At 65.7% G+C, this 24,034-nt stretch carries 23 protein-coding genes and 5 tRNA genes; 20 read left to right on the forward strand and 8 right to left on the reverse strand.

The annotated features are described in order from the left end of the window. Positions 1–190 precede the first annotated feature (190 nt). Positions 191–520, forward strand: coding sequence for a ComEA family DNA-binding protein (locus tag VQ067_RS09805; RefSeq protein WP_003091430.1), 330 nt, complete (start codon positions 191–193; stop codon positions 518–520). Positions 521–592: 72 nt separating this feature from the next. Here the strand turns inward: VQ067_RS09805 and VQ067_RS09810 are convergent. Both VQ067_RS09810 and VQ067_RS09815 read right to left on the reverse strand, forming a co-directional pair. After that, positions 593–668: transfer RNA gene (locus VQ067_RS09810), tRNA-Asn, on the reverse strand. Positions 669–736: 68 nt separating this feature from the next. Further along, positions 737–1,933: an amino acid aminotransferase gene (locus VQ067_RS09815; protein ID WP_003104588.1), complete on the reverse strand. Its 1,197-nt coding sequence runs from the start codon at positions 1,931–1,933 to the stop codon at positions 737–739. Positions 1,934–2,120: 187 nt separating this feature from the next. On the opposite strand from VQ067_RS09815, the gene uvrB reads away from it, so the two are divergent. Beyond that, complete coding sequence (gene uvrB / locus VQ067_RS09820) at positions 2,121–4,133, forward strand: excinuclease ABC subunit UvrB (RefSeq protein ID WP_003104590.1); 2,013 nt, start codon at positions 2,121–2,123, stop codon at positions 4,131–4,133. 3 nt (positions 4,134–4,136) lie between these two features. Here uvrB and VQ067_RS09825 read toward each other — a convergent pair whose 3' ends face one another. Next, on the reverse strand, positions 4,137–5,636 hold the full coding sequence (locus VQ067_RS09825) for an MDR family MFS transporter (protein WP_003130539.1): 1,500 nt from the start codon (positions 5,634–5,636) through the stop codon (positions 4,137–4,139). A 49-nt stretch (positions 5,637–5,685) separates the two neighbouring features. Next, positions 5,686–6,720 carry an HlyD family secretion protein gene (locus tag VQ067_RS09830; RefSeq protein WP_033990415.1) on the reverse strand — a complete coding sequence of 345 codons (1,035 nt, stop codon included), beginning with the start codon at positions 6,718–6,720 and terminating at the stop codon, positions 5,686–5,688. 102 nt (positions 6,721–6,822) lie between these two features. Here VQ067_RS09830 and VQ067_RS09835 point away from each other — a divergent pair, with 102 nt between their 5' ends. From VQ067_RS09835 to VQ067_RS09885, 11 genes are all read left to right on the forward strand, one after another. Then, the gene (locus VQ067_RS09835) at positions 6,823–7,743 is read left to right on the forward strand and encodes a LysR family transcriptional regulator (RefSeq protein ID WP_003091419.1); all 921 of its coding nucleotides are present in this window, start codon (positions 6,823–6,825) and stop codon (positions 7,741–7,743) included. Positions 7,744–7,780: 37 nt separating this feature from the next. After that, complete coding sequence (gene gltX / locus VQ067_RS09840; RefSeq protein ID WP_003104596.1) at positions 7,781–9,265, forward strand: glutamate--tRNA ligase; 1,485 nt, start codon at positions 7,781–7,783, stop codon at positions 9,263–9,265. 201 nt (positions 9,266–9,466) lie between these two features. Next, positions 9,467–9,542 (forward strand) — tRNA-Ala (locus VQ067_RS09845). Positions 9,543–9,590: 48 nt separating this feature from the next. Further along, positions 9,591–9,666: transfer RNA gene (locus VQ067_RS09850), tRNA-Glu, on the forward strand. A gap of 93 nt (positions 9,667–9,759) precedes the next feature. Beyond that, positions 9,760–9,835, forward strand: a tRNA-Ala gene (locus VQ067_RS09855). Between the two features lie 46 nt (positions 9,836–9,881). Beyond that, positions 9,882–9,957: transfer RNA gene (locus VQ067_RS09860), tRNA-Glu, on the forward strand. Positions 9,958–10,115: 158 nt separating this feature from the next. Continuing rightward, positions 10,116–10,658: a TetR/AcrR family transcriptional regulator gene (locus VQ067_RS09865; protein ID WP_003091415.1), complete on the forward strand. Its 543-nt coding sequence runs from the start codon at positions 10,116–10,118 to the stop codon at positions 10,656–10,658. A gap of 11 nt (positions 10,659–10,669) precedes the next feature. After that, positions 10,670–11,527: an alpha/beta fold hydrolase gene (locus VQ067_RS09870; protein WP_003160693.1), complete on the forward strand. Its 858-nt coding sequence runs from the start codon at positions 10,670–10,672 to the stop codon at positions 11,525–11,527. Between the two features lie 112 nt (positions 11,528–11,639). Beyond that, the gene (locus VQ067_RS09875) at positions 11,640–12,287 is read left to right on the forward strand and encodes a bifunctional 4-hydroxy-2-oxoglutarate aldolase/2-dehydro-3-deoxy-phosphogluconate aldolase (RefSeq protein WP_003091412.1); all 648 of its coding nucleotides are present in this window, start codon (positions 11,640–11,642) and stop codon (positions 12,285–12,287) included. Continuing rightward, positions 12,287–12,724 carry an acyl-CoA thioesterase gene (locus VQ067_RS09880; protein ID WP_003107647.1) on the forward strand — a complete coding sequence of 146 codons (438 nt, stop codon included), beginning with the start codon at positions 12,287–12,289 and terminating at the stop codon, positions 12,722–12,724. Before VQ067_RS09875 ends, VQ067_RS09880 begins: the two co-directional genes overlap by 1 nt. A gap of 92 nt (positions 12,725–12,816) precedes the next feature. Next, positions 12,817–13,776, forward strand: coding sequence for a tRNA dihydrouridine(16) synthase DusC (locus VQ067_RS09885; protein ID WP_003104220.1), 960 nt, complete (start codon positions 12,817–12,819; stop codon positions 13,774–13,776). 14 nt (positions 13,777–13,790) lie between these two features. Here the strand turns inward: VQ067_RS09885 and VQ067_RS09890 are convergent, their stop codons facing one another. Together VQ067_RS09890 and VQ067_RS09895 are read right to left on the reverse strand one after the other, a co-directional pair. Beyond that, the gene (locus VQ067_RS09890) at positions 13,791–14,537 is read right to left on the reverse strand and encodes an SDR family oxidoreductase (protein ID WP_003104218.1); all 747 of its coding nucleotides are present in this window, start codon (positions 14,535–14,537) and stop codon (positions 13,791–13,793) included. Positions 14,538–14,553: 16 nt separating this feature from the next. Next, positions 14,554–15,357: a glyoxalase/bleomycin resistance/extradiol dioxygenase family protein gene (locus VQ067_RS09895; protein ID WP_003091406.1), complete on the reverse strand. Its 804-nt coding sequence runs from the start codon at positions 15,355–15,357 to the stop codon at positions 14,554–14,556. Positions 15,358–15,514: 157 nt separating this feature from the next. Between VQ067_RS09895 and VQ067_RS09900 the strand changes: the two genes are divergently transcribed. Then, the gene (locus VQ067_RS09900) at positions 15,515–15,964 is read left to right on the forward strand and encodes an Hsp20 family protein (protein ID WP_003091405.1); all 450 of its coding nucleotides are present in this window, start codon (positions 15,515–15,517) and stop codon (positions 15,962–15,964) included. A 43-nt stretch (positions 15,965–16,007) separates the two neighbouring features. Here the strand turns inward: VQ067_RS09900 and VQ067_RS09905 are convergent, their stop codons facing one another. Continuing rightward, positions 16,008–17,336: an SGNH/GDSL hydrolase family protein gene (locus VQ067_RS09905; protein ID WP_023109814.1), complete on the reverse strand. Its 1,329-nt coding sequence runs from the start codon at positions 17,334–17,336 to the stop codon at positions 16,008–16,010. Positions 17,337–17,447: 111 nt separating this feature from the next. On the opposite strand from VQ067_RS09905, the gene VQ067_RS09910 reads away from it, so the two are divergent. Further along, the gene (locus VQ067_RS09910) at positions 17,448–18,359 is read left to right on the forward strand and encodes a LysR substrate-binding domain-containing protein (RefSeq protein WP_003138496.1); all 912 of its coding nucleotides are present in this window, start codon (positions 17,448–17,450) and stop codon (positions 18,357–18,359) included. A gap of 80 nt (positions 18,360–18,439) precedes the next feature. Beyond that, complete coding sequence (locus VQ067_RS09915) at positions 18,440–18,817, forward strand: RidA family protein (RefSeq protein WP_003115018.1); 378 nt, start codon at positions 18,440–18,442, stop codon at positions 18,815–18,817. A 92-nt stretch (positions 18,818–18,909) separates the two neighbouring features. Here VQ067_RS09915 and VQ067_RS09920 read toward each other — a convergent pair whose 3' ends face one another. After that, positions 18,910–19,803 (reverse strand): LysR family transcriptional regulator, encoded by an 894-nt coding sequence (locus VQ067_RS09920; protein ID WP_033990418.1) that lies wholly within the window; start codon positions 19,801–19,803, stop codon positions 18,910–18,912. A 162-nt stretch (positions 19,804–19,965) separates the two neighbouring features. Here VQ067_RS09920 and leuC point away from each other — a divergent pair, with 162 nt between their 5' ends. The 4 genes from leuC to leuB all read left to right on the forward strand — a co-directional run bounded on the left by leuC (position 19,966) and on the right by leuB (position 24,014). After that, positions 19,966–21,390, forward strand: a complete 1,425-nt coding sequence (leuC, locus tag VQ067_RS09925; protein ID WP_003091399.1) for a 3-isopropylmalate dehydratase large subunit — start codon at positions 19,966–19,968, stop codon at positions 21,388–21,390. Positions 21,391–21,401: 11 nt separating this feature from the next. Then, the gene (leuD, locus tag VQ067_RS09930; RefSeq protein ID WP_003091398.1) at positions 21,402–22,040 is read left to right on the forward strand and encodes a 3-isopropylmalate dehydratase small subunit; all 639 of its coding nucleotides are present in this window, start codon (positions 21,402–21,404) and stop codon (positions 22,038–22,040) included. A 71-nt stretch (positions 22,041–22,111) separates the two neighbouring features. Further along, positions 22,112–22,873, forward strand: a complete 762-nt coding sequence (locus VQ067_RS09935; RefSeq protein WP_003091396.1) for a class I SAM-dependent methyltransferase — start codon at positions 22,112–22,114, stop codon at positions 22,871–22,873. A gap of 58 nt (positions 22,874–22,931) precedes the next feature. Then, on the forward strand, positions 22,932–24,014 hold the full coding sequence (gene leuB / locus VQ067_RS09940; protein WP_003091395.1) for a 3-isopropylmalate dehydrogenase: 1,083 nt from the start codon (positions 22,932–22,934) through the stop codon (positions 24,012–24,014). Positions 24,015–24,034 lie beyond the last annotated feature (20 nt).

A 24,034-nucleotide genomic window follows, 5' to 3' on the forward strand; every position in this document is an offset into this window, starting at 1 on the left:
GTCATCGTTCTCCGGAAAAGGCCGCCTAGCGGCCTTTTTTGTTTTCTCCGTACGATGTTTCCGGTGCCGGACCAGGAAGCGACTGCTTTGCTGGGGCTGTCGATCCAGGTGCGTTCCACGGCGATAAGGTGGTTTCGTGGATGGGCATGAAGCCCTCTACGTGGTCATTCATCTCTGAAGGAGTGCACCCATGCACCTAATCAAATCCGCTCTGCTTCTCATCCTGTTCGCCTGTCTTCCGTTTTCGGCTTCCGCCGCACCGGTCGCCGTCGCCAAGAATCCGCTGGCCGCAACGACACCTGCGACGACCGTGTCGCCGGGGGAGCAGGTCAATATCAATACGGTCGATGAGGCCGCCCTGATACGGGGGCTCAACGGTGTCGGCGAGGCCAAGGCCAGGGCGATCCTCGAGTATCGTGCGGCCCATGGTCCGTTCGTCTCGGTGGATCAACTGCTGGAAGTGAAGGGGGTAGGCCCGGCGTTGCTGGAGAAGAACCGGTCGCGGATCGTCATCGAGTGAGGTGCGACTGAAGGGGCGAACTTTCGTCCCGATAACGAAAAAGCCCCCGGCATGTGCCGAGGGCTTTGAATTTGGCTCCGCGACCTGGACTCGAACCAGGGACCCAATGATTAACAGTCATTTGCTCTACCGACTGAGCTATCGCGGAACAGCGAGGCGTATGTTACTGATTAAAAAGGGGAAGTCAAGCCTCTCCCGATGACTTCCCCTTTTTCCCTACAGGACCTGGACGATGGCCTTGGTGATGGTCTCCAGGTTCGATTTGTTCAGCGCGGCGACGCAGATACGGCCGGTGCTGACGGCATAGATACCGAACTCGGTCTTCAGGCGCTCGACCTGGTCGGCGGTCAGGCCGGAATAGGAGAACATGCCACGCTGGCGACCGACGAAGCTGAAGTCGCGCTTGGCGCCGTGGGCTGCCAGTTGCTCGACCATCGCCAGGCGCATGTCGCGGATGCGGTCGCGCATCTCGCCCAGTTCCTGCTCCCAGAGGGCCCGCAGTTCCGGGCTGTTGAGCACGGAGGAGACGACGCTGGCGCCGTGGGTCGGTGGGTTCGAATAGTTGGTGCGGATCACCCGCTTCACCTGGGACAGCACGCGGGCCGATTCATCGCGGCTTTCGGTCACGATCGAGAGGGCGCCGACGCGTTCGCCATAGAGCGAGAAGGATTTGGAGAACGAGCTGGAAACGAAGAAGCTCAGGCCCGACTGGGCGAACAGGCGCACCGCGGCGGCGTCTTCCTCGATGCCGTTGCCGAAGCCCTGGTAGGCGATGTCGAGGAACGGCACGTGGCCCTTGGCCTTGAGCACGTCCAGCACCTGTTTCCAGTCGTCCAGCTCGAGATCGACGCCGGTCGGATTATGGCAGCAGGCGTGCAGGACCACGATCGAGCGGGCCGGCAGGGCATTCAGGTCTTCCAGCAGGCCGGCGCGGTTCACGCCATTGCTGGCGGCGTCGTAATAGCGGTAGTTCTGCACCGGGAAGCCGGCGGCTTCGAACAGTGCGCGGTGGTTTTCCCAGCTCGGGTCGCTGATGGCCACGGTGGCGTCGGGCAGCAGGCGCTTGAGGAAGTCGGCGCCGAGCTTGAGGGCGCCGGTGCCGCCGACGGCCTGGGTCGTGACCACACGGCCGGCGGCCAGCAGCTCGGACTCGTTACCGAACAGCAGTTTCTGTACGCCCTGGTCGTAGGCGGCGATCCCTTCGATCGGCAGGTAGCCGCGCGGCGCGTGGGCCTCGATGCGGGCCTTCTCGGCAGCCTGCACGGCACGCAACAGCGGAATGCGCCCCTCCTCGTTGTAGTACACGCCCACGCCCAGGTTGATCTTGCCCGGACGGGTATCGGCGTTGAAGGCTTCGTTCAGGCCAAGGATGGGATCACGCGGTGCCATTTCGACGGCAGAAAACAGACTCATTTTGCGGCTGCTCGGAGTGTGAAGAGAGGAGGGCAACGCAACCCGTTATGCGGGGGCGCAAAGGGTTGCGCAAACGGGGGGTTATTATAGACACCCCTTGATGCATGCGGCGACATTTAGGTGCATGCTTTCAGCTATTTCTGACGCCGGATTTTCCTTGGCGTCACAGCTCCCTGCGAGGTTTTTCATGGATACGTTCCAACTCGACTCGCGCTTCAAGCCCGCCGGCGACCAGCCGGAAGCCATCCGGCAGATGGTCGAGGGGCTGGAGGCGGGGCTTTCGCACCAGACCCTGCTGGGGGTGACGGGCTCTGGCAAGACTTTCAGCATCGCCAACGTGATTGCCCAGGTGCAGCGCCCGACCCTGGTCCTGGCGCCGAACAAGACCCTGGCGGCCCAGCTCTACGGGGAGTTCAAGACGTTCTTCCCGCACAATTCCGTGGAGTACTTCGTTTCCTACTACGACTACTACCAGCCGGAGGCCTACGTACCGTCTTCCGATACCTATATCGAGAAGGACTCCTCGATCAACGACCATATCGAGCAGATGCGCCTGTCGGCGACCAAGGCGCTGCTCGAGCGTCCGGATGCGATCATCGTCGCCACCGTGTCGTCCATCTACGGCCTCGGTGATCCCGCGTCCTACCTGAAGATGGTCCTGCACCTGGACCGCGGCGACCGCATCGACCAGCGCGAACTGCTGCGGCGACTGACCAGCCTGCAGTACACCCGCAACGACATGGATTTCGCCCGTGCGACTTTCCGTGTGCGTGGCGATGTGATCGACATCTTCCCGGCCGAATCCGATCTCGAGGCGATTCGTGTCGAGTTGTTCGACGACGAGGTGGAAAGCCTCTCGGCCTTCGACCCGCTCACCGGCGAGGTGATCCGCAAGCTGCCGCGCTTCACCTTCTACCCCAAGAGCCACTACGTGACCCCGCGCGAGACCCTGCTGGAGGCGGTCGACCAGATCAAGGCCGAACTCAAGGAACGCCTGGACTACCTGCGCAACAACAACAAGCTGGTGGAAGCGCAGCGCCTGGAGCAGCGCACCCGTTTCGACCTGGAGATGATCCTCGAACTGGGCTATTGCAACGGCATCGAGAACTACTCGCGCTATCTTTCCGGGCGGGCCCCCGGCGAGCCGCCGCCGACGCTCTATGACTACCTGCCGGCCAACTCGCTGCTGGTTATCGACGAATCGCACGTCAGCGTTCCGCAGGTCGGCGCGATGTTCAAGGGCGACCGCTCGCGCAAGGAGACCCTGGTGGAATACGGTTTCCGCCTGCCTTCGGCGCTGGACAACCGGCCGCTGCGCTTCGAAGAGTGGGAGGCGGTGAGTCCGCAGACCATCTTCGTCTCCGCTACCCCGGGCCCCTATGAGGCGGAACATGCCGGGCGGGTCATCGAGCAGGTGGTGCGTCCCACCGGGCTGGTCGATCCGGAGATCGAGGTACGCCCGGCGATGACCCAGGTGGATGACCTGCTCTCGCAGATCCGCCAGCGTGTGGCCAAGGACGAGCGGGTGCTGGTGACTACCCTGACCAAGCGCATGGCCGAGGACCTCACCGATTATCTCGGCGATCACGACGTGCGGGTGCGCTACCTGCACTCGGACATCGATACCGTCGAGCGAGTGGAGATCATCCGCGACCTGCGCGCCGGTGCGTTCGACGTGCTGGTGGGGATCAACCTGCTGCGCGAAGGCCTGGACATGCCCGAGGTGTCGCTGGTGGCGATCCTCGACGCGGACAAGGAAGGCTTCCTGCGCTCGGAGCGCTCGCTGATCCAGACCATCGGTCGTGCCGCGCGCAACCTGCACGGCAAGGCGATCCTCTACGCCGACAACGTCACCGGCTCGATGCAGCGTGCGATCGACGAGACCGAGCGGCGTCGGGCCAAGCAGATCGCTTTCAACGAAGCCCATGGCATCGTGCCCAAGGGGGTGCGCAAGGACATCAAGGACATTCTCGAAGGCGCCGTGGTGCCCGGCGCGCGCGGCAAGCGCAAGGGCGTGGCCAAGGTGGCGGAGGAGAGCGGGCGCTACGAGAACGAACTGCGCTCGCCGAGCGAGATCAGCAAGCGCATCCGCCAACTGGAGGAAAAGATGTACCAGTTGGCCCGCGACCTGGAGTTCGAGGCGGCGGCGCAACTGCGCGACGAGATCCAGACGCTGCGCGAGCGCCTGGTCAACGTCTGAACCTCAGTGAGCCCCGGCGTCGGCGCGGGCGCCGATGCCGGCCGGCAGCGAGCGGGTCAGCAGCACCGCGAGCATGCTCACTGCGAGCACCATGCCGATGACATGGAAAGCATCGTTGTAGGCCATGATCATCGCCTGCTGGTGGGTGATCTCGCTGAGTTTGCCCAGCGCCGCCTGCTGGCTGCCCAGTTGCGCGGCGAGTTGCGCGAGGCGTTCGTCGACCTGCGGGTTGGTCGGCACCAGGGCTTCGCGCAGATAGTCGAAGTACACCTTGGCGCGACTGTCGAGCAGGGTCGCGAGCAGGGCGATGCCGATGGCGCCGCCGAGGTTGCGCAGGATGTTGAACAGGCTCGAGGCCGAGCCGGCATCCTGTGGCTGCAGGTAGGCGGTGGCGATCAGCGAAATGGTCACCATGATCATCGGCTGGCCGAGGGCGCGCAGTAGCTGGATCTGGTTGAACTGCGGTCCGGCGAAGTCCGGGTTGAGCACTCCGGAGAAGAAGCTGGCAAGGCCGAACAGGCCGAAGCCGGCGGCGCAGAGCAGGCGCGGCGAGACCAGCTTCATCAACTTCGGGACCAGCGGGATCAGGAACAGCTGGGGAATGCCCATCCACATGATCACCTCGCCGATCTGCATGGCGTTGTAGCCCTGGATTTGCGCTAGGTACAGCGGCAGTACGTAGATCGAGCCGTACAGGCCCATGCCCAGACCGATGCTGGAAATGCTCGCGAGGCCGAAGTTGCGGTTGCGCAGGATGCCCAGGTCGATCAGCGGGTTCGGCCGCGACAGCTGCAGGATGACGAACAGGACCAGGCTGAACAGGGCGACGCTGCCGAGGCTGACGATCAGTTGCGACTCCAGCCAGTCCTTGCGGTGACCTTCCTCGAGGAAGACCTGCAGGCAGCCCAGGCCGATGCCGAGGGTGACGATGCCGGCGTAGTCGGTACTCTTCAGCAGTTCCCAGTGCGGCGCCTTTTTCTCCAGGCCGTAGAGCAGCCCGGCGATCATCAACAGGCCCGGCGGCACGTTGATATAGAAGATGTATTCCCAGCCGAAGTTTTCCGTCAGCCAGCCTCCCAGGGTCGGTCCGATGGAGGGCGCGAAGGTGGCGGTGATGGCGAACAGCGCCATGCCCTTCGGACGGTGGTGTTCCGGCAACTTGACCAGGGCCAGGGTGAACGCCAGCGGAATCAGCGCGCCGCCGGTGAAACCCTGCATGGCGCGGAACACGATCATGCTTTCCAGGTTCCAGGCGAACGAGCAGAGCAGCGAGGACACCAGGAAACCCACCGAGATCATCACCGCCAGGCGCCTTGCCGAGAGCAGCTGCACCAGCCAGGCGGTCATCGGGATCATGATGATCTCCGCCACCAGGTAGGAGGTGGAGATCCACGAGCCTTCCTCGAGGGTCGCCGCCAGCGCGCCCTGGATGTCCTTCAGCGAGGAGTTGGTGATCTGGATGTCGAGCACCGCCATGAATGCGCCGAGCATGGCGCTGAGCACCGCGATCCAGTCGCGCCGGGTCGGTTCGCCAAGCGGCCGGGCCAGCGCCTCAGCGGTCACGGAGCTCGACCTCGGCTTCGACGGACATGCCGGGGCGGATGCGGCCATGCAGCGGGTTGTTGGCGTCGAACACGATCTTCACCGGGATGCGTTGCACCACCTTGGTGAAGTTTCCGGTGGCGTTGTCCGGTGGCAGCAGGCTGAACTGCGCGCCGGAAGCGGCGAACAGGCTATCGATGCGGCCGTCGATAGGCGTGTCGGGGAAGGCGTCGAAGGTCAGGCGCGCCTTCTGCCCGTCGCGCATGCGGCCGACCTGGGTCTCCTTGAAGTTGGCCTGGACCCAGATGTCTTCGTCCGGCACCAGCGACAGCAAATGGGTACCAACCTGCACGTACTGGCCGTTGCGTGCGCTGCGCTGGCCGACCAGGCCGTTGATCGGCGAATGGATCAGGGTGCGTGACAGGTTGATTTCGGCTTGCGCCAGTTCGGTGCGGGCGCTGGCGATCTGCGCTTCCAGGCGCTTGATCTCGGCGCCCAGGGTGTCGCGCTGGACGCGTTGTGCCTCGAGGTCGGCGCGGGCCTTGGCCAGTTGCGAGCGGGCCACGTGGTTGTCGGCGGTGAGGGTGGTGACCCGTTCCTCGGAAACGTAGCCGGGCTTGCGCAGGGCTTCGGCGCGGTTCAGGTCGATCTGTGCGCGGCCGAGGGTTGCCTGGCTGGCGTTGACGTCGGCGGCGCTGGCGGCGATCAGGCTGTCCTGCTGCACCAGCTTGCTGCGCGCCTGGGCCAGTTCCGCCTCGCGGGTGGCCAGCGCGGCCTGGGCGCGCTCGACGGCGAGCTTGAAGTCGGCGTCTTCCAGGCGTACCAGTAGCTGCCCCTTGTCCACGTGCTGGTTGTCGCGCACCAGGACTTCCTCGACCCGCGCGCCCAACTGGCTGGCCACCCGCGTGATCTCGCCCTGGACGTAGGCGTTGTCGGTGCTTTCCACGTGGCGGCCGATGAACCACCAGTGGAGGAAGAAGGCCAGGGCGATCAGGCCGACGGCCACCAGGAAGACGGTCAGGCGACGTTTGAGTTGGGCGGGCATGGGTGGAGTGTTCCGTCGGCAAAATTCGGCCAATCTAGCAGTGTTCCGCCGGACGTTATAGGCGCTACACTTCGGACTCTTTGTTGCTTATAGGGAACAATAATGGGGCTTGATGATGCGCTGATCTTCACCCGCGTGGTGGAGTACCACAGCTTCACCCAGGCCGCGCAGAGCCTGGGCATGCAGAAGTCCACGGTGAGCCGGCGCATCGCCCTGCTGGAGGAGCGCCTGGGCGTGCGCCTGCTCAATCGCACCACCCGCAAGTTGCGCCTGACCGAAGTAGGGCAGGCCTACTACGAGCGCTGCCGGCAGATCATGCACGATTTCGCCGAGGCCGAGCAGGCGGTCATGCAGTTGCAGCAGGCGCCGTCGGGATTGCTGCGGATCACCTCGCCGATAGAGTTCGGCCAGATGTTCCTCGCCAGCCTGCTGGGCGACTTCATGCGCCAGTACCCGCAGATCACCGCCGAGGTCGAGCTGGCCTCGCGCAGCGTCGATCCGCTGCAGGAGGGCGTCGACATCGTGATCATGGTCGGCCAGCCGGAGGATTCCACCCTGGTGGCCCGTCGCCTGCTCTCTACCAGCCGCTGGCTCTGCGCCAGCCCCGACTACCTGGCGGCGCACGGCACGCCGACATCGGTGGCCGAGCTTGCCGGGCATCGCGCGGTCCTTCTGTCCACCGACTCCCAGCGCTACTGGCCGCTTTCTGGAGACAGCCTGCCCTGCCAGCGGGTGCTGTCCTGCAACAACATCACCTTCGCCCGCGAGGCGGTGGTCGCCGGTGCCGGCATTGCCGCGCTACCGGCGCTGATCTGTGCGGAGAGCGTGCACAGCGGGCGTCTGGTGCGTTTGCTGGCGGACGTGCCGTTGCCGGTCGGCGAACTGTATGCGGTCTATCCTTCGCGGCGTTTCCAGGCGATGAAGGTCAAGGCCTTCCTCGATTTCCTGATCAGCCGCCTGCCGGCCGACACCGGTCGTTTACTGGAGCCGGAGGCGGCCCGCCTGATAACATCGCGCCCCTGAATTTCCGTTTTAACTTCCGCTTGGCAAGAGAGTCTCCATGACCACTGTTCGTACTCGCATCGCCCCGTCGCCGACGGGCGACCCGCACGTCGGTACCGCATACATCGCGCTGTTCAACCTGTGCTTCGCGCGTCAGCACGGCGGTCAGTTCATCCTGCGCATCGAGGACACCGACCAGCTGCGTTCGACGCGGGAGTCCGAGCAGCAGATCTACGACGCCCTGCGCTGGCTCGGCATCGAGTGGGACGAGGGCCCGGACGTCGGCGGCCCGCATGGCCCGTACCGGCAGAGCGAGCGCGGGCACATCTACAAGAAGTATTCGGACGAACTGGTCGAGAAGGGCCATGCCTTCACCTGCTTCTGCACGCCCGAGCGCCTCGATGCGGTTCGCGCCGAGCAGATGGCGCGCAAGGAAACCCCGCGCTACGACGGCCACTGCATGCACCTGCCGAAGGATGAGGTGCAGCGCCGCCTCGCCGCCGGCGAGTCCCATGTCACCCGCATGAAGGTGCCGACCGAGGGTGTCTGCGTGGTGCCGGACATGCTCCGCGGCGATGTCGAGATTCCGTGGGATCGCATGGACATGCAGGTGCTGATGAAGGCCGACGGCCTGCCCACCTACTTCCTCGCCAACGTGGTCGACGACCACCTGATGGGCATCACCCACGTCCTGCGCGGCGAAGAGTGGCTGCCGTCGGCGCCCAAGCTGATCAAGCTCTACGAGTATTTCGGCTGGGAGCAGCCGCAGCTGTGCTACATGCCGCTGCTGCGCAACCCGGACAAGAGCAAGCTGTCCAAGCGCAAGAACCCGACCTCTATCACCTTCTACGAACGCATGGGCTACCTGCCGCAGGCGCTGCTCAACTACCTTGGGCGGATGGGCTGGTCGATGCCGGACGAGCGCGAGAAATTCACCCTCGCCGAGATGATCGAGCATTTCGACCTGTCGCGCGTCTCCCTGGGCGGACCGATCTTCGACCTGGAGAAGCTCTCCTGGCTGAACGGGCAGTGGATCCGCGAGCAGTCCGTGGAGGAGTTCGCCCGTGAGGTGCAGAAGTGGGCGTTGAATCCCGAATACCTGATGAAGATCGCTCCGCACGTGCAGGGACGGGTGGAGAACTTCAGCCAGATCGCACCGCTGGCCGGATTCTTCTTCAGCGGCGGGGTGCCGCTGGACGCTTCGCTGTTCGAACACAAGAAGCTCGATCCGACCCAGGTCCGCCAGGTTCTGCAACTGGTGCTGTGGAAACTCGAATCCCTGCGCCAGTGGGAGAAGGAACGCATCACCGGCTGCATCCAGGCTGTCGCCGAACACCTCCAGCTCAAGCTGCGCGACGTGATGCCGCTGATGTTCCCGGCCATCACCGGGCATGCCAGCTCGGTTTCGGTGCTGGACGCCATGGAGATCCTTGGTGCCGACCTGTCGCGCTATCGCTTGCGCCAGGCCCTGGAGCTGCTGGGCGGGGCGTCGAAAAAGGAAACCAAGGAATGGGAGAAGATCCGCGACGCCATTCCCGGCTGACCGGCTTTCTTCTACAGTCGATGACGAGGCCCGCCCAGTTGCGGGCCTCGTTTTTTGGGGAGGGGAGGTAAGTGATTGTTCTTCCGGTAAAATTTTTTAGGTTTCGATGAAAAATAATGTTGACAGCCTCAAGCCTCGCCCTTAGTATGCGCCCCGTCTTCACGACGAACTCAACGAAGTGAAGCGATCCAGCGGTACTTTGGGGCTATAGCTCAGCTGGGAGAGCGCTTGCATGGCATGCAAGAGGTCGACGGTTCGATCCCGTCTAGCTCCACCAAATTGCCGGGAATACGCGGTTGGTTTTGCGGATTCCTACGAAGGTTTCGTCCCCTTCGTCTAGTGGCCTAGGACACCGCCCTTTCACGGCGGTAACAGGGGTTCGAGTCCCCTAGGGGACGCCACTTCATGTTCATCCGTCCCAGCAATGGATGAGCGTGTCGATGACCGGAAGGTTGTCGAAGCGATCGGAAGATCGCCCGCCTGATGGCGAATTCGGGGCTATAGCTCAGCTGGGAGAGCGCTTGCATGGCATGCAAGAGGTCGACGGTTCGATCCCGTCTAGCTCCACCACATTCCAAGGCCAGCATCGCTGGCCTTACTTTTCGAAGGTTTCATTGTCCCCTTCGTCTAGTGGCCTAGGACACCGCCCTTTCACGGCGGTAACAGGGGTTCGAGTCCCCTAGGGGACGCCACTTTTTCCCGCTCTGCGGGGCTCTATAGGGCCATTCCGAATTGGAATGGCCCTTTTGTTTTTTCCCTTTTCGAATTTCCTGACAGACGGTCCGGCCGTACGCTTGCCGATTTTTATTATGTATATAATATTTCACTCATAATATTTTCGGAGATCGTCATGAGCGACAAGAAAACCCAGACCCGTGCCCGCATCCTCGGTGCCGCCACCCAGGCCCTGCTCGAGCGGGGCGCCGTCGAGCCTAGCGTCGGGGAAGTGATGGGCGCGGCGGGGCTCACCGTCGGCGGCTTCTATGCCCACTTCCAGAGCAAGGATGCGCTGATGCTCGAGGCATTCGAGCAATTGCTCGGCAAGCGCCGCGAACTGCTCGGCGAACTCGACCCCGGATTGTCGGGAAAGGAGCGTCGGGCCTTGGCGGCCGCCTTCTACCTGTCGCGCAAGCATCGGGACGCACAGGTCGACGCCGGTTGTCCGCTGCCGGCGACCCTCGCCGAGGTGGCGCGCCTGCCGGAGGGGTTTCGCGAGGTCTTGAGCAGGCATGTCGAGATCATGGTCGCCAGCCTGGCGGAAAGTCCCGAGGAAACCGACGTCGCCCTGGCCGACCTGGTGTTGATGATTGGCGGTTTGGCGCTGGCCCGGGCATTGGGGCCGGGCGAGCTGTCCGACCGGGTTCTGCGTGCCGCCAAGCAGGCGGTGAACTGAGGAGGTGCGAGATGAGCAGCCTGACCTGGATTCGCGGTTTCAACGGGACGATCGGCCGCATCGCGCCGCGTTGGACGGCCGAGCGTATGCGTCGGGCGTTCATGATGCCTGGCGAGTGGCCGCCGAAGGATTGGGAGCTGCCGCTGCTGGCCAGCTCGGAGCGCGTCACTCTGCGCTTCGGGCTGTCGGTGTTGCGCTGGGGCGAGGGGCCGGCAGTCCTGCTGCTGCATGGCTGGGCCGGCAGGCCGACACAGTTCGCCCATCTGATCGAGCAACTGGTCGGCGCGGGTTATTCGGTGTATGCCCTCGATGCGCCGGCCCATGGCCGCTCGCCGGGCAGGGAGGCGAACGTGGTGCTGTTCGCCCATGCCTTGCTGGAGGCCGCTGGCGAGTTGCCGCCGCTGCGTGCGGTGGTCGGTCATTCCCTGGGTGGCGCGGCGGCGTTGCTGGCGGCCCAGATGGGGCTGCGCAGCGAAGCGCTGGTGACGGTCTCGGCGCCGTCGCGGATTCTCGAACAGTTGCGCCTGTTCGCTCGTTTCGTCGGTTTGCCGGCCCTGGCTCGCTCGCATTTCATCCGCCTGGTCGAGCGGCAGGCGGGCATATCCGCGGCGTGCCTGGATGTGGCGCGCTACCGTCTGGAAATGCCCGGACTGGTGGTGCATGCCGACGACGACACGCGCGTAGCGGTGGAAAATGCCGAGCGCATCCATGCCGCCTGGCCGGCCAGTCGCTTGCTGCGCCTGCCGGGCGGCGGCCACCACCGACTGCTCGGCGAGCGCAGGCTGAGCGAGTCGCTGCTGGCGCTGCTCGAGGAGCGCCCGGCGATGCGCGCTTGCCGGCGCGTGGAAAAGACGGCGAGCGCTTCCTGAGGCGCGTAGCAGAGGGGTTGTCGTTGTCCTGACCTCGGTTCTTCGGTAAAAAGCGCTGTGGCCCGCGCGGAGCGATCCGGCGGGGCGAGCCGTTTCGAATCGAGGAATGCCCATGACATTGCCGCTGGATCGGGTCCTGCTGCAGGCCAGCCCGGTATTGCCGGTGCTGGTGATCGAGGACGTGGCGCTGGCGCCCGACCTGGCGCGCGCGTTGTATGCGGGCGGCGTCACGGTGTTGGAAGTGACGCTGCGCACGCCGCAGGCGCTGGACGCGATCGCCGCCATCCATCGCGAGGTGCCCGAGGTCCTGCTGGGGGCGGGTACCCTGATTCACACCGAGCAGTTTCTCGAGGCACGCGACGCGGGCGCGCAGTTCGCCGTCAGCCCCGGATGCACGCCGCGCCTTGCCGCCGCCGCGGAGGATGCCGGCCTGCCATACCTGCCCGGGGTGATGACGCCTTCGGAAGTGTTGCTGGCGCTGGAGTACGGTTATCGCTCGCTGAAGCTGTTCCCGGCCGATGGCACTGCCAGCGTGAAAATGCTGAAAAGCCTGAAGGGGCCGTTCACCGGCATCCGCTTCTGCCCGACCGGCGGGGTCAACCTGGACAACCTGCTGAATTTCCTCCGCCTGCCCAATGTCGCCTGTGTCGGCGGCACCTGGCTGGCGCCGCCGAGCCTGATCCGGGCGCGGGCCTGGGATCAGATCACACAACTGGCCAGGGAAGCGCGCGAACTGGCCGGCAGCCTGGAGCAGCATTGATGAATTGGGACTACGCCGATCCGTTCGTGATCGACCTCAGGGTCCTCGCCGAGGACATCGACGGGCTCGGCCACGCGAACAACGCCGTCTACGTCAGTTGGTTGGAGCGCTGCGCCTGGCGCCACTCGCAGCGGCTGGGCCTGGACCTGGCCGAGTACCGCCGGCTGGACCGGGCGATGGCGGTGCTGCGCCACGAGATCGACTACCTGGCCGCGGCCTACGAGGGCGACGAACTGCAACTGGCGACCTGGATCGTCGAGTCCGACCAGCGCCTGCGGATGAACCGGCGCTTCCAGTTGGTACGCCCGGCGGATGGCGCCACGCTGCTGCGGGCGCAGACCACCTTCGTCTGCATCGAACTGTCCAGCGGCAAGCCGAAGCGGATGCCGGCGGAGTTCATCGACGGCTACGGCCAGGCTCTGCTCGCCGGGGCCTGACCCGTCGCGCGTCGGCCGGCAGGCATTCGCACTTTGTTCCGGGCGGCGGATTCTCTAGAATCCGCCGCCTGTCATTTTCGAGGTAGTGGTTCGTGCAAATCGCCCTGGCGCCGATGGAAGGTCTGGTGGATGAAATCCTCCGCGACGTGCTGACCCGCGTCGGCGGCATCGATTGGTGCGTCACCGAATTCATCCGCATCACCGATCGCCTGCTGCCGGCCACGGCTTTCCACAAGCTGGCGCCGGAGCTGCGCGACGGCAGCCGGACCCGCGCCGGGACGCCGATGCGTGTGCAGTTGCTCGGCTCCGATCCTGCGTGCCTGGCGGATAACGCCGCGTTCGCCTGTGAGCTGGGCGCCCCGGTGATCGACCTGAACTTCGGTTGTCCGGCCAAGACCGTGAACCGCTCGCGCGGCGGCGCGGTATTGCTCAAGGAGCCGGAGCTGATGCACGACATCGTCGCCGCCGTGCGTCGCGCGGTGCCTAGCGAGATTGCGGTGACCTCGAAGATGCGCCTGGGCTACGACAGTCCCGACGGCGCCCTGGATTGTGCGCGGGCCCTGGCCGACGGCGGCTCGGCCCATGTAGTGGTGCATGCCCGGACCAAGGTCGATGGCTACAGGCCGCCGGCGCACTGGGAGTGGGTGGCGCGGGTGGCCGAGGCGGTGCGCGTGCCGGTGTTCGCCAATGGCGAAGTGTGGACGCTCGACGACTACCTGCGTTGTCGCGAGGTCAGCGGGGTGGAGGACATCATGCTCGGTCGCGGCCTGGTCTCGCGTCCTGGCCTGGCTCGGCAGATCGCCGCCTGGCGCGATGGCGGCGAAATCCGCGAGATGCCCTGGAGCGAGCTGTTGCCGCTGCTGCGCGACTTCTGGCTACAGGCCCGGCGCAAGCTCGCCCCGCGCTATGCCCCGGGCCGTCTCAAGCAGTGGCTGGGCATGCTCACGCGCACCTATCCCGAAGCCGTCGAGCTGTTCGCGCGGATTCGCCGGGAAAGCGATTGCGAAACCATCGACCGGCTGTTGCAGGTGTCGTTCAGCCAGGCGGCCTAGCTTGCGTAGCAGGCCTAGCGGCCGCCGCTGACATCGATGAAGGTGCCGGTGCTGTAGCTGGCTTCGTCCGACGCCAGCCAGAGAATCGCCCGCGCGACTTCCTCCGCCGTGCCGCCGCGTCCTAGCGGTATGCCGCCCTTCAGGCGTTCGATACGGCCGGGCTCGCCGCCGCTGGCGTGGATCTCGGTATCGATCAGTCCGGGCCGCACCGCGTTGACCCGGATACCCTCCGCCGCCACTTCCCTGGCCAGCCCGATGGTCATGCTGTCGATGGCGCCCTTGGCGGCGGCATAGTCGATGTATTCGTTGGGCGATCCCAGCCGCGAGGCCATCGAGGATACGTTGACGATGCTGCCGCCGCGCCCGCCGTGGCGGGTCGACAGGCGCTTCACCGCCTCGCGGGCGCAGAGGAAGCTGCCGGTCACGTTGGTCGCGAATACCCTGTGCAGGCGCGCCGCGTCGATGTTTTCCAGGCGCGTCTGCGCTTCCAGCATGCCGGCGTTGTTGACCAGCACATCGAGGCGGCCGAAACGTTCGTCGATGGCAGCGAACAGCCGCTCGACATCGCCTTCCTCGGCTACGTCGGCCGCCACCGCCAGGGCTTCGCCGCCCTGGCGCTCGATGCGCTGGCGCAGCGCTTCGGCGGCCTCGCGGTTGCGCAGATAGTTGAGGACGACCGCATAGCCGCGTTCGGCGGCGAGCAGAGCGGTGGCGGCGCCGATGCCGCGGCTGGCTCCGGTGATCAGCATGACGTTGCGCATGATGATGCTCCCCAGGTCAGTAGCGAGTGAAGGTCAGGTAGTCGGCGTCCCAGCCCAGGCCCTGCCAGAACAGGTTGGACAGCGGCGCGTCAAGGGCCGATTGCGCGCGGATCAGGCCGGCGCCGCGCGAGCGCAGGGCCTCCTCGGCGCTGCCCACCAGTTCCCGGGCCAGGCCCTGGCGGCGGGCCTGCGGCAGTACGTAGAGCTCTGCGATCTCTCCGACCCGTGCCTGACCGTCCTCGATCTGCCACAGGTGGGCGAGGACGAAACCGCGGGGATGCTGCTGGGCCTCCGCCAGCCAGAGCAAGCGGTTGCGCGAGGCGGCCAGGAGCAGTGCCTGGATCGCCTGTTGGTCGCCGGCATCCAGGGTTTCCCCGGCTTCGCGGACATTGGCTTGCCAGAGCGCGGCCACCGCGGGGACGTCGTCGGCGCTGGCCAGGCGAACCCGGTGTTGCTCTGGCGTCGCATCGAGCTCCTGGCCGACCCGCAGCAGGTTGCCGTCGGGATCGACCAGGGCGAATTCGCGCATACCCCAGGGCTGGTCTTCCAGGGCCGTGATGCGTGGAATCCCCTGGCCGCCCAGGCCGAGGGCCGCGGCCTGGCGATGCAGCGCCTGGGCGTCCTCCAGGCGCAGGTAGGCAGCGCTGCAATTGGTCTTCGGTTCGAGCGCTTCGAACAGCGACAGGTGCAGCTCCAGGGCGCCGCGCTGGAGGATGGCGTAGGTCGGATAGCGAGCGCCAAGGTGGAAGCCGAGGGACTGGTAGAAGGCGCTGGCGCTGTCCAGATCGCGGCAGGGGAAGGTCGGGATTGCGCGTTCCATGGCGACGGTTCTCGAAAGGATGAGTTTCGATCTGAGCACGACGAACGGTCGTTCTCAAGGCTCTTGAAATACTTCCGACGATCCCTATCTAGTTCGTGCGGGATGCCGAAGACGGGTTCCGCATCAGAGTACTTGCTGATAATTCAGGAGATTCGCAATGAGCAACGCTTTTTCCCTCGCCCCGCTGTTCCGTCATTCCGTAGGCTTCGATCGCTTCAACGATCTGTTCGAGTCGGCCCTGCGCAATGAGGCCGGGAGTACCTACCCGCCCTACAACGTCGAAAAGCACGGTGACGACGAGTATCGCATCGTCATCGCCGCCGCCGGCTTCCAGGAGGAAGACCTGGACCTGCAGGTCGAGCGCGGCGTGCTGACCGTCAGTGGCGGCAAGCGCGAGAAGTCCACGGACAACGTGACCTACCTGCACCAGGGCATCGCCCAGCGCGCCTTCAAGCTGTCGTTCCGCCTGGCCGACCATATCGAGGTCAAGGCGGCTTCGCTGGCCAACGGCCTGCTGAACATCGACCTGGTCCGGCTGGTTCCGGAAGAAGCCAAGCCGAAGCGTATCGCCATCAATGGCCAGCGCCCGGCACTGGACAACCAGTAACCGTCAGCGGTGATCGAAAAAAGGCGCCTTCGGGCGCCTTTTTTCATTTCGTTGCGCTATCGGCCCGGGGCTCTGCCGGTGTGCCGTCAGGCACCTCGTCCAGCAGGACGTCGAGGTCGACGGCGGCCGCCATCGCCCGGTTGCCTTCGTCGCTGGGGTGCAGATGGTCGCCGGAGTCGTAGCGCGCGGCGAGCCGCGACGGCTGCTCTGGATCGCGCAATGCCGCGTCGAAGTCGATCACCGCATCGAAGGCGCCGGCATGACGGATCCACTCGTTAACCTGCCTGCGCAGGGCTTCCTTGGCGGGCTGGTAATAATCGCTCAACGGCGTGCCGGGCAGTGCGCCCTCGAACGGCGTGAGGGTCGCGCCGACGACCCGGATACCCCGGTTGTGCGCCCGTTCGATCAATTGCCGGTAGCCGGCGATCAGCGCTTCCAGGGTGGGCGGTGCGGCATTCCGGGCGAAAGCGGTACCGGGCCAGGCAATGTCGTTGATGCCGAGCATCACCACCATGCTGCTTGCGCCTGGCTGGGCCAGTACGTCGCGGTCCAGACGTGCCAGCGCGCTCGCGCCCATGCCGTCGCTCAGCAGACGGGCGCCGGAAATCCCCGCATTGACCACGGCGACGCCATGCGGGGCCAGGCGTTCGGCGAGGAAGTCCGGCCAACGGCTGTTCCGGTCGAGGCTGGCGCTGGCTCCGTCGGTGATCGAGTCGCCGAGCGTCACCAGAGCCCGCGTTGCCGTTTCGGTTTCGACCAGGATACCTGTCAACAGCAGGCGCGCGGTGGTGCTCTGGCTGTCCGCCGCGGCCAACTGCAATGCGTGGCTTTGGGTCTGCTCGCCGGCGACGATCCAGCCCGTCTGGCGGCCGTCCCAGTGGAAGGTTTCCATGGGCGTGGCGGCCGGCAGGTAGAGACTCACCAGCACCTGCGAGAGCGCGGCCACCGGCATCGCCACCGGATCGCTGAGTAGCGTGGCGCCGGGCGCGATGGTCGCCGTCCGGCGTCCGCCAAAGGTCACGTCATGCAGGCTGCCGGTGGCGACCGCGGCGCGCTCGGAACCCGGTTTGGCCAGGGTGGCCTGGCCGATCCGGATCGGGCGCCTTCCATAGGTATTTGCCAGGACGATGCGCACGCGTGTTCCTCCCAGGCTGATTCGCGCCAGTTGCCGCACCGTCTGGTCGTGCAGTTCGGCCGGCACGTTGCTGGGAAACAGGAAGTCCTCAGCCCAGACCGGCTGCGGGCTGGCCTGCCAGCTGGCGGTCCAGGAAGCGGCCGGCGCGGCGCAGGCGTACAACAGGCTCGTCGCGAGCGCGAAGGCCCGGGTTGCGCTGGAGGTCGCGGCGGGAAGTCTTTCGATGGGTCGTTTCATGTCGTTGAATTCAGTGGTTATCCTGTAGCTGATGATGAATTCAAAGATTTAAGGGAAATAGACCGTAGCGGGGAACATCATTTATGAAGCGAAATCATCAGGCAGGGCGCCATGGCCCGGCTTGAAGTCAACCGTTCCGGCGAACTGGAGGTGTTTGCCCGGGTCGTCGAGTCGGGGGGCTTTTCCGCCGCCGCTCGACGTTGCGGCATGACGCCCTCGGCAGTCAGCAAGCTGATCACCCGGCTCGAACAGCGCCTGGGAACCCGCTTGCTGAACCGCTCCACCCGTCAATTGCAACTGACGCCCGAGGGATGCACGTTCTACGAGCGCGGGGTGCGTATCCTGGCCGACCTGGAGGAAGCCGAGCGGTGTGCGAGCGAAAACGCGGCGCCGCGCGGGCGCTTGCGAGTCAACGCCAACGTGCCTTTCGGACATCATTTCCTGCTGCCGCTGGTGCCCGAGTTCCTCGCGCAGCATCCCGAGGTGACGCTGGATATCGTGCTGACCGATGAGGTCGTCGACATCCTCGAGCAGCGCACCGACGTGGCCGTGCGCGCGGGGCCGCTGAAAAGCTCGAGCCTGGTGGCGCGCAAGCTGGGGAGCACGCGCATGCTGATCGTCGGTGCGCCGGCCTACCTGGCCCGGCATGGCATGCCGGCCACGCCGCAGGCGCTGCTGGGGCACAACCGCCTCGGCGCCAACTATGTGCGAACGCGCTCCGGCTGGCCGCTGCGGGACGCCGGCGAGGAACTCGTGGTGCCGTTGTCGGGCAACGCCCAGGCCAGCGATGGCGAGGCGCTGCGCCGTCTGGCCGTGGCCGGCCTGGGCCTGGCGCGGCTGGCCGCGTTCCAGGTGCGCGAGGACATAGCCGCCGGTCGCCTGATTCCCGTGCTCGAGGCATACAACCCGGGCGACCTGGAGGAAGTCCACGCCGTCTACGTCGGCCAGGGCGGCTATCTGCCGCTGCGCGTGCGGGCGTTCCTGAACTTTCTGGCGGAGCGCGTCGATATGAGCCAGGGTTGATTCGCTGTGCCGCATGAATCCACCGATTTCGCGGCCGAAGGCTTTTCTTCCTAGCGCTTCAGTAACAGGAGGCAATCCAGATGAGCGATGACATCCAGCGTTACCCCAGCAGCCTGCCGTTTCCCTTTTCCCGCGCGGTGCGGGCCGGCGGCTTCCTGTTTCTTTCCGGACAGGTGCCGATGAGTCCGAGCGGCGAGGTGGTACGTGGCGATATCCAGACCCAGACCGAAGCGGTGATGGCACGCATCGGCGAGACCCTGGAGAGCTGTGGCGCGCGTTTCGACCAACTGGTGAAGGTCACCGTCTGGCTGTCGGACATGGCTCACTTCGCCGGTTTCAACGAGGTCTACCAGCGTCATGTGCAGGGGGCCTTGCCGGTACGCTCGACGGTGACCGCCGGGCTGGCGCTGGGGGTCGACGTGGAGGTCGAGGTGCAGGCGTGGGTCGGCGAGGGCTGAGTCGCGAGGGCATTGGCATGCAGGTCGGGTGAGCGCTGGCCGCGGACGGCGAAGAGGGGAGGGCCTCCCCGTGGCGTTCGACCTGAATCGCTTCAGGCCGCTGGAGTGCCGTTGCCGAATGCCTGTTCGTCGAGCAGGCGCATGAAGGCGCGCGCGGCGTTCGACAGGGTCCGCTCGGTGTGCAGGATGTAGCCGAGCTGGCGGCTGAGCTGGATGTCCTGTAGCGGCAGGCGCACCACCTGGTCGTCGAGCATGGTCCGCGGCAGCACGCTCCAGGCCAGGCCGATGGAGACCATCATCTTGATGGTCTCCAGGTAGTTGGTGCTCATGGCGATGTTCGGCGTCAGCCCTTCGGCTTCGAACATGCGCCGCACGATGTGGTGGGTGAAGGTGTTGCCGCCGGGGAATACCGCGGGGTGCTTGGCGACGTCGGCGAGGAACACCGTGCCCTGTCGGGCCAGCGGGTGCTCCGGGGCGGCGACGAAGTCCAGCGGGTCGTTCCACACCGGGACTGCGCGCACCGGTTCGGCGGTTTCCGGGGCCAGGGTGATCACTGCCAGCTCCGCACGGCCATGAAGGATCTCCTCGTAGGCCACTTCCGAATCCAGGAACTGGATATCCAGCGCCACCTGCGGATGCGCCCGGGTGAAGGCGCGCAGCAGCGGCGGCAGGCGATGCAGGCCGATGTGGTGGCTGGTGGCCAGGACCAGCCGGCCGCTGACCTCGCCGGTGAGGTTGTTCAGCGCCCGGCGGGTGTCGTCGAGCACGTTGAGCAACTGGTAGGCGCGCGGCAGCAGGGCGCGCCCGGCCTCGGTGAGGTTGACCTCGCGGCCGACCCGGTCGAACAGCCGGGCATTGAGCTGCTGTTCGAGGGCGGCGATGCGCTTGCTCACCGCCGGTTGGGTCAGGTGCAGGCGCTCGCCGGCTTCGGAGAAGCTGCCGGTCTCGGCAATGGCGATGAAGGTGTTGAGGCTGTTCAGGTCCATTGCGGGCCTCCGCTGGTTTCGGCTGCCCGGAGCTTAGCGCCAATGGATTCCTGTTGGGAATGCTTTGGATGAAAAATATGAATTTGAGTTATTCGTAGACAAGCCATAGGATCATCCTCACAAGCCCTGTGGGCATAGAAATAAGCTGATGAGGAAATCCCGATGGCCGGCAAGACCCTCTACGACAAACTCTGGGACATGCACCTGGTCAAGCAGCGCGACGACGGTTCGGCGCTGATCTATATCGACCGCCATATCCTGCACGAAGTGACCTCGCCGCAGGCCTTCGAGGGTCTTCGCCTGGCCGGGCGCAAGCCGTGGCGGATCGACGCCAACATTGCCACCCCGGACCACAACGTGCCGACCACCCGCACCGAGCGCAAGGGCGGCATCGCCGCCATCGCCGACGAGGTCTCGCGCCTGCAGGTGCAGACCCTCGACGAGAACTGCGACGACTTCGGCATCACCGAATTCAAGATGAACGACGTGCGCCAGGGCATCGTCCATGTGGTCGGTCCGGAGCAGGGCGCGACCCTCCCGGGGATGACCGTGGTCTGCGGCGACTCGCACACTTCCACCCACGGCGCCTTCGGCGCGCTGGCCCACGGCATCGGCACTTCCGAGGTCGAGCATGTGCTGGCGACCCAGTGCCTGGTGGCGAAGAAGATGAAGAACATGCTGGTCAAGGTCGAAGGCAGGTTGCCGGCCGGCGTCACGGCGAAGGATATCGTCCTCGCGGTGATCGGCAGGATCGGCACCGCCGGCGGCAACGGCCACGCCATCGAGTTCGCCGGCAGCGCCATCCGCGACCTGTCCATCGAAGGGCGGATGACCATCTGCAACATGTCGATCGAGGCGGGCGCCCGCGTCGGCCTGGTCGCCGTCGACCAGAAGACCATCGACTACGTGAAGGGCCGGCCCTTCGCGCCGAGCGCCGAGCAATGGGACCAGGCCGTCGCCTGCTGGCAGGGACTGGTGTCGGACGCCGATGCGCGCTTCGATACCGTGGTCGAGCTGGACGCCGCGCAGATCAAGCCGCAGGTCAGCTGGGGCACGTCGCCGGAAATGGTCCTGGCCGTGGACCAGAACGTGCCGGACCCGGCCCGCGAGAGCGACCCGATCAAGCGCGGTTCGATCGAGCGCGCCTTGAAGTACATGGGCCTGCGGCCGAACCAGGCGATCACCGACATCCAGCTGGACCGGGTATTCATCGGTTCCTGCACCAACTCGCGGATCGAGGACCTGCGCGCTGCCGCCGAAGTGGCCAGGGGCCGCAAGGTCGCCGCGACCATCAAACAGGCGCTGGTGGTGCCGGGTTCCGGGTTGGTCAAGGAGCAGGCCGAGAAGGAAGGCCTGGACCGGATCTTCATCGAGGCCGGCTTCGAATGGCGCGAGCCGGGCTGTTCCATGTGCCTGGCGATGAACCCGGACCGGCTGGAGAGCGGCGAACACTGCGCCTCGACCTCCAACCGCAACTTCGAGGGCCGTCAGGGCGCCGGTGGCCGTACCCACCTGGTCAGCCCGGCGATGGCCGCCGCCGCGGCCGTCAACGGCCGCTTCATCGATGTCCGCGAATTGCTCGCCTGAGGAGAACCGAGATGAAACCCTATACCCAGACGACCGGTCTCGTCGCTCCGCTGGATCGCGCCAACGTCGATACCGATCAGATCATTCCCAAGCAATTCCTCAAGTCGATCAAGCGCACCGGCTTCGGCCCCAATCTGTTCGACGAATGGCGCTACCTGGATGTCGGGCAGCCGGGACAGGACAACTCGAAGCGTCCGCTGAACCCGGACTTCGTCCTCAACCAGCCGCGCTACCAGGGCGCCAGCGTACTGCTGGCGCGGGAGAACTTCGGCTGCGGCTCGTCCCGCGAGCACGCGCCCTGGGCGCTGGACGAGTACGGTTTCCGCACGGTGATCGCACCGAGCTATGCCGACATCTTCTTCAACAACAGTTTCAAGAACGGCTTGCTGCCGATCATCCTGCCCGAGGCCGAGGTGGACGAACTGTTCCGCCAGGTCGAGGCGAACGAAGGCTACCAGTTGTCCATCGACCTGGCGGCGCAGACCGTTACCCGTCCTGATGGCAAGGTGCTGGGTTTCGAGGTCGACCCGTTCCGCAAGCATTGCCTGCTCAACGGCCTCGACGACATCGGCCTGACGCTGCAGGACGCCGATGCGATCCGCGCCTTCGAGGACGGCTACCGCCAGCAGCAGCCCTGGCTGTTCCGCTGAGCGGCACGCGAGTCCCCTTGCCGGGCGCATCCTGGGTAGGGTGCGCCCGGTTTTTCTCCTGGAGTAGGTTCATGAGCGACCACGATGACGTTGTCCAGCGCCAGTTCGGCGCCCAGGCTGCGGCCTACCTGAGCAGCGCCGTGCATGCCCAGGGCGAGGAATTCGCCTTGCTGCGCGACGCCCTGGCCGGGCGCCCGGAAGCGCGGGTCCTCGACCTGGGTTGCGGCGCCGGCCACGTGAGCTTCCAGGTCGCCGCCCTGGCAGGGGAGGTGGTGGCCTACGATCTTTCCGCCGAGATGCTCGCCGTGGTGGCGCAGAGCGCCGCGGAACGGGGCATGGCGAACATCCGCACCGAGCAGGGCAAGGCGGAGAGCCTGCCCTTCGCCGACGGCGAGTTCGATTTCGTCTTCAGTCGCTATTCCACCCATCACTGGCGCGACGTCGGCCTGGCCCTGCGCGAGGTGCGGCGGGTGCTCAAGCCCGGCGGGGTGGCGATCTTCGTCGACGTGGCGGCGCCCGGGCAGGCCTTGCCGGACACCTTCCTGCAGACCGTCGAGCTGCTCCGCGACACCAGCCATGTGCGCAACTACTCGCCGGCCGAGTGGGCGCGCCTGAGCGGCGAGGCTGGCTTGCTGGTCACCGGAAGCCGGCGCCAGCGTCTGCGCTTGGAGTTCCAGTCGTGGGTCGAGCGGATGCGTACGCCGGAGGTGTTCCGCCAGGCGATCCGCAGCTTGCAGCTGGCGGTGGGCGAGGAAGTCAGGGAGTATTTCGAGATTGCCGACGACGGCTCGTTCAGCACCGACGTGCTGGTGCTGTGGCTGCGTCGGGAGTGACGGTTCGATCACGGCGGCGCATGCCCGCCGTTCAATGAATGAAGGACAAGAGGGTGTTATGAGCAAGCAGATCCTGGTTCTCCCCGGTGACGGTATCGGCCCGGAAATCATGGCGGAAGCGGTCAAGGTGCTGGAACTGGCCAACGACAGGTTCCAGCTCGGCTTCGAACTGGCCGAGGACGTCATCGGTGGCGCGGCCATCGACAAGCACGGCGTGCCGCTGGCCGACCAGACCCTGCAGCGCGCGCGCCAGGCCGATGCGGTGCTGCTGGGCGCGGTAGGAGGGCCGAAATGGGACAGGATCGAACGCGATATCCGTCCCGAGCGCGGTCTGCTGAAGATTCGTTCGCAACTGGGCCTGTTCGCCAACCTGCGTCCGGCCATCCTCTACCCGCAACTGGCCGCGGCCTCCAGCCTGAAGCCGGAAGTGGTCGCCGGGCTGGACATCCTCATCGTCCGCGAACTGACCGGCGGCATCTACTTCGGCCAGCCCCGCGAGCAGCGCGTGCTGGAGAACGGCGAGCGCCAGGCCTACGACACCCTGCCGTACAGCGAGAGCGAAATCCGTCGTATCGCCCGCGTCGGTTTCGACATGGCCCGCGTACGCAACAACAGGCTCTGCTCGGTGGACAAGGCCAACGTCCTCGCCTCCAGCCAGCTGTGGCGGGAAGTGGTGGAAGAGGTGGCGAAGGACTACCCGGACGTCGAGCTTTCCCATATGTACGTGGACAACGCCGCCATGCAGCTGGTGCGCGCGCCCAAGCAGTTCGACGTGATGGTCACCGACAACATGTTCGGCGACATCCTGTCGGATGAGGCTTCCATGCTGACCGGTTCCATCGGCATGCTGCCTTCTGCCTCGCTCGACGCGAACAACAAGGGCATGTACGAACCCTGCCACGGTTCCGCCCCGGACATCGCCGGTCAGGGCATCGCCAACCCGTTGGCGACCATCCTCTCGGTCTCGATGATGCTGCGCTACAGCTTCAGCCAGGCGACCGCCGCCGACGCCATCGAGCAGGCGGTGAGCAAGGTCCTCGACCAGGGGCTGCGCACCGGCGACATCTGGTCCGAAGGCTGCCGCAAGGTCGGCACCCGGGAAATGGGCGATGCCGTAGTCGCGGCACTCAAGAATCTGTAATCTGACGGGCTTGGCCGGCG

Origin of the sequence: Pseudomonas sp. KBN12P06040, assembly GCF_037574965.1 — a bacterium.
Lineage (GTDB): Bacteria > Pseudomonadota > Gammaproteobacteria > Pseudomonadales > Pseudomonadaceae > Pseudomonas > Pseudomonas aeruginosa.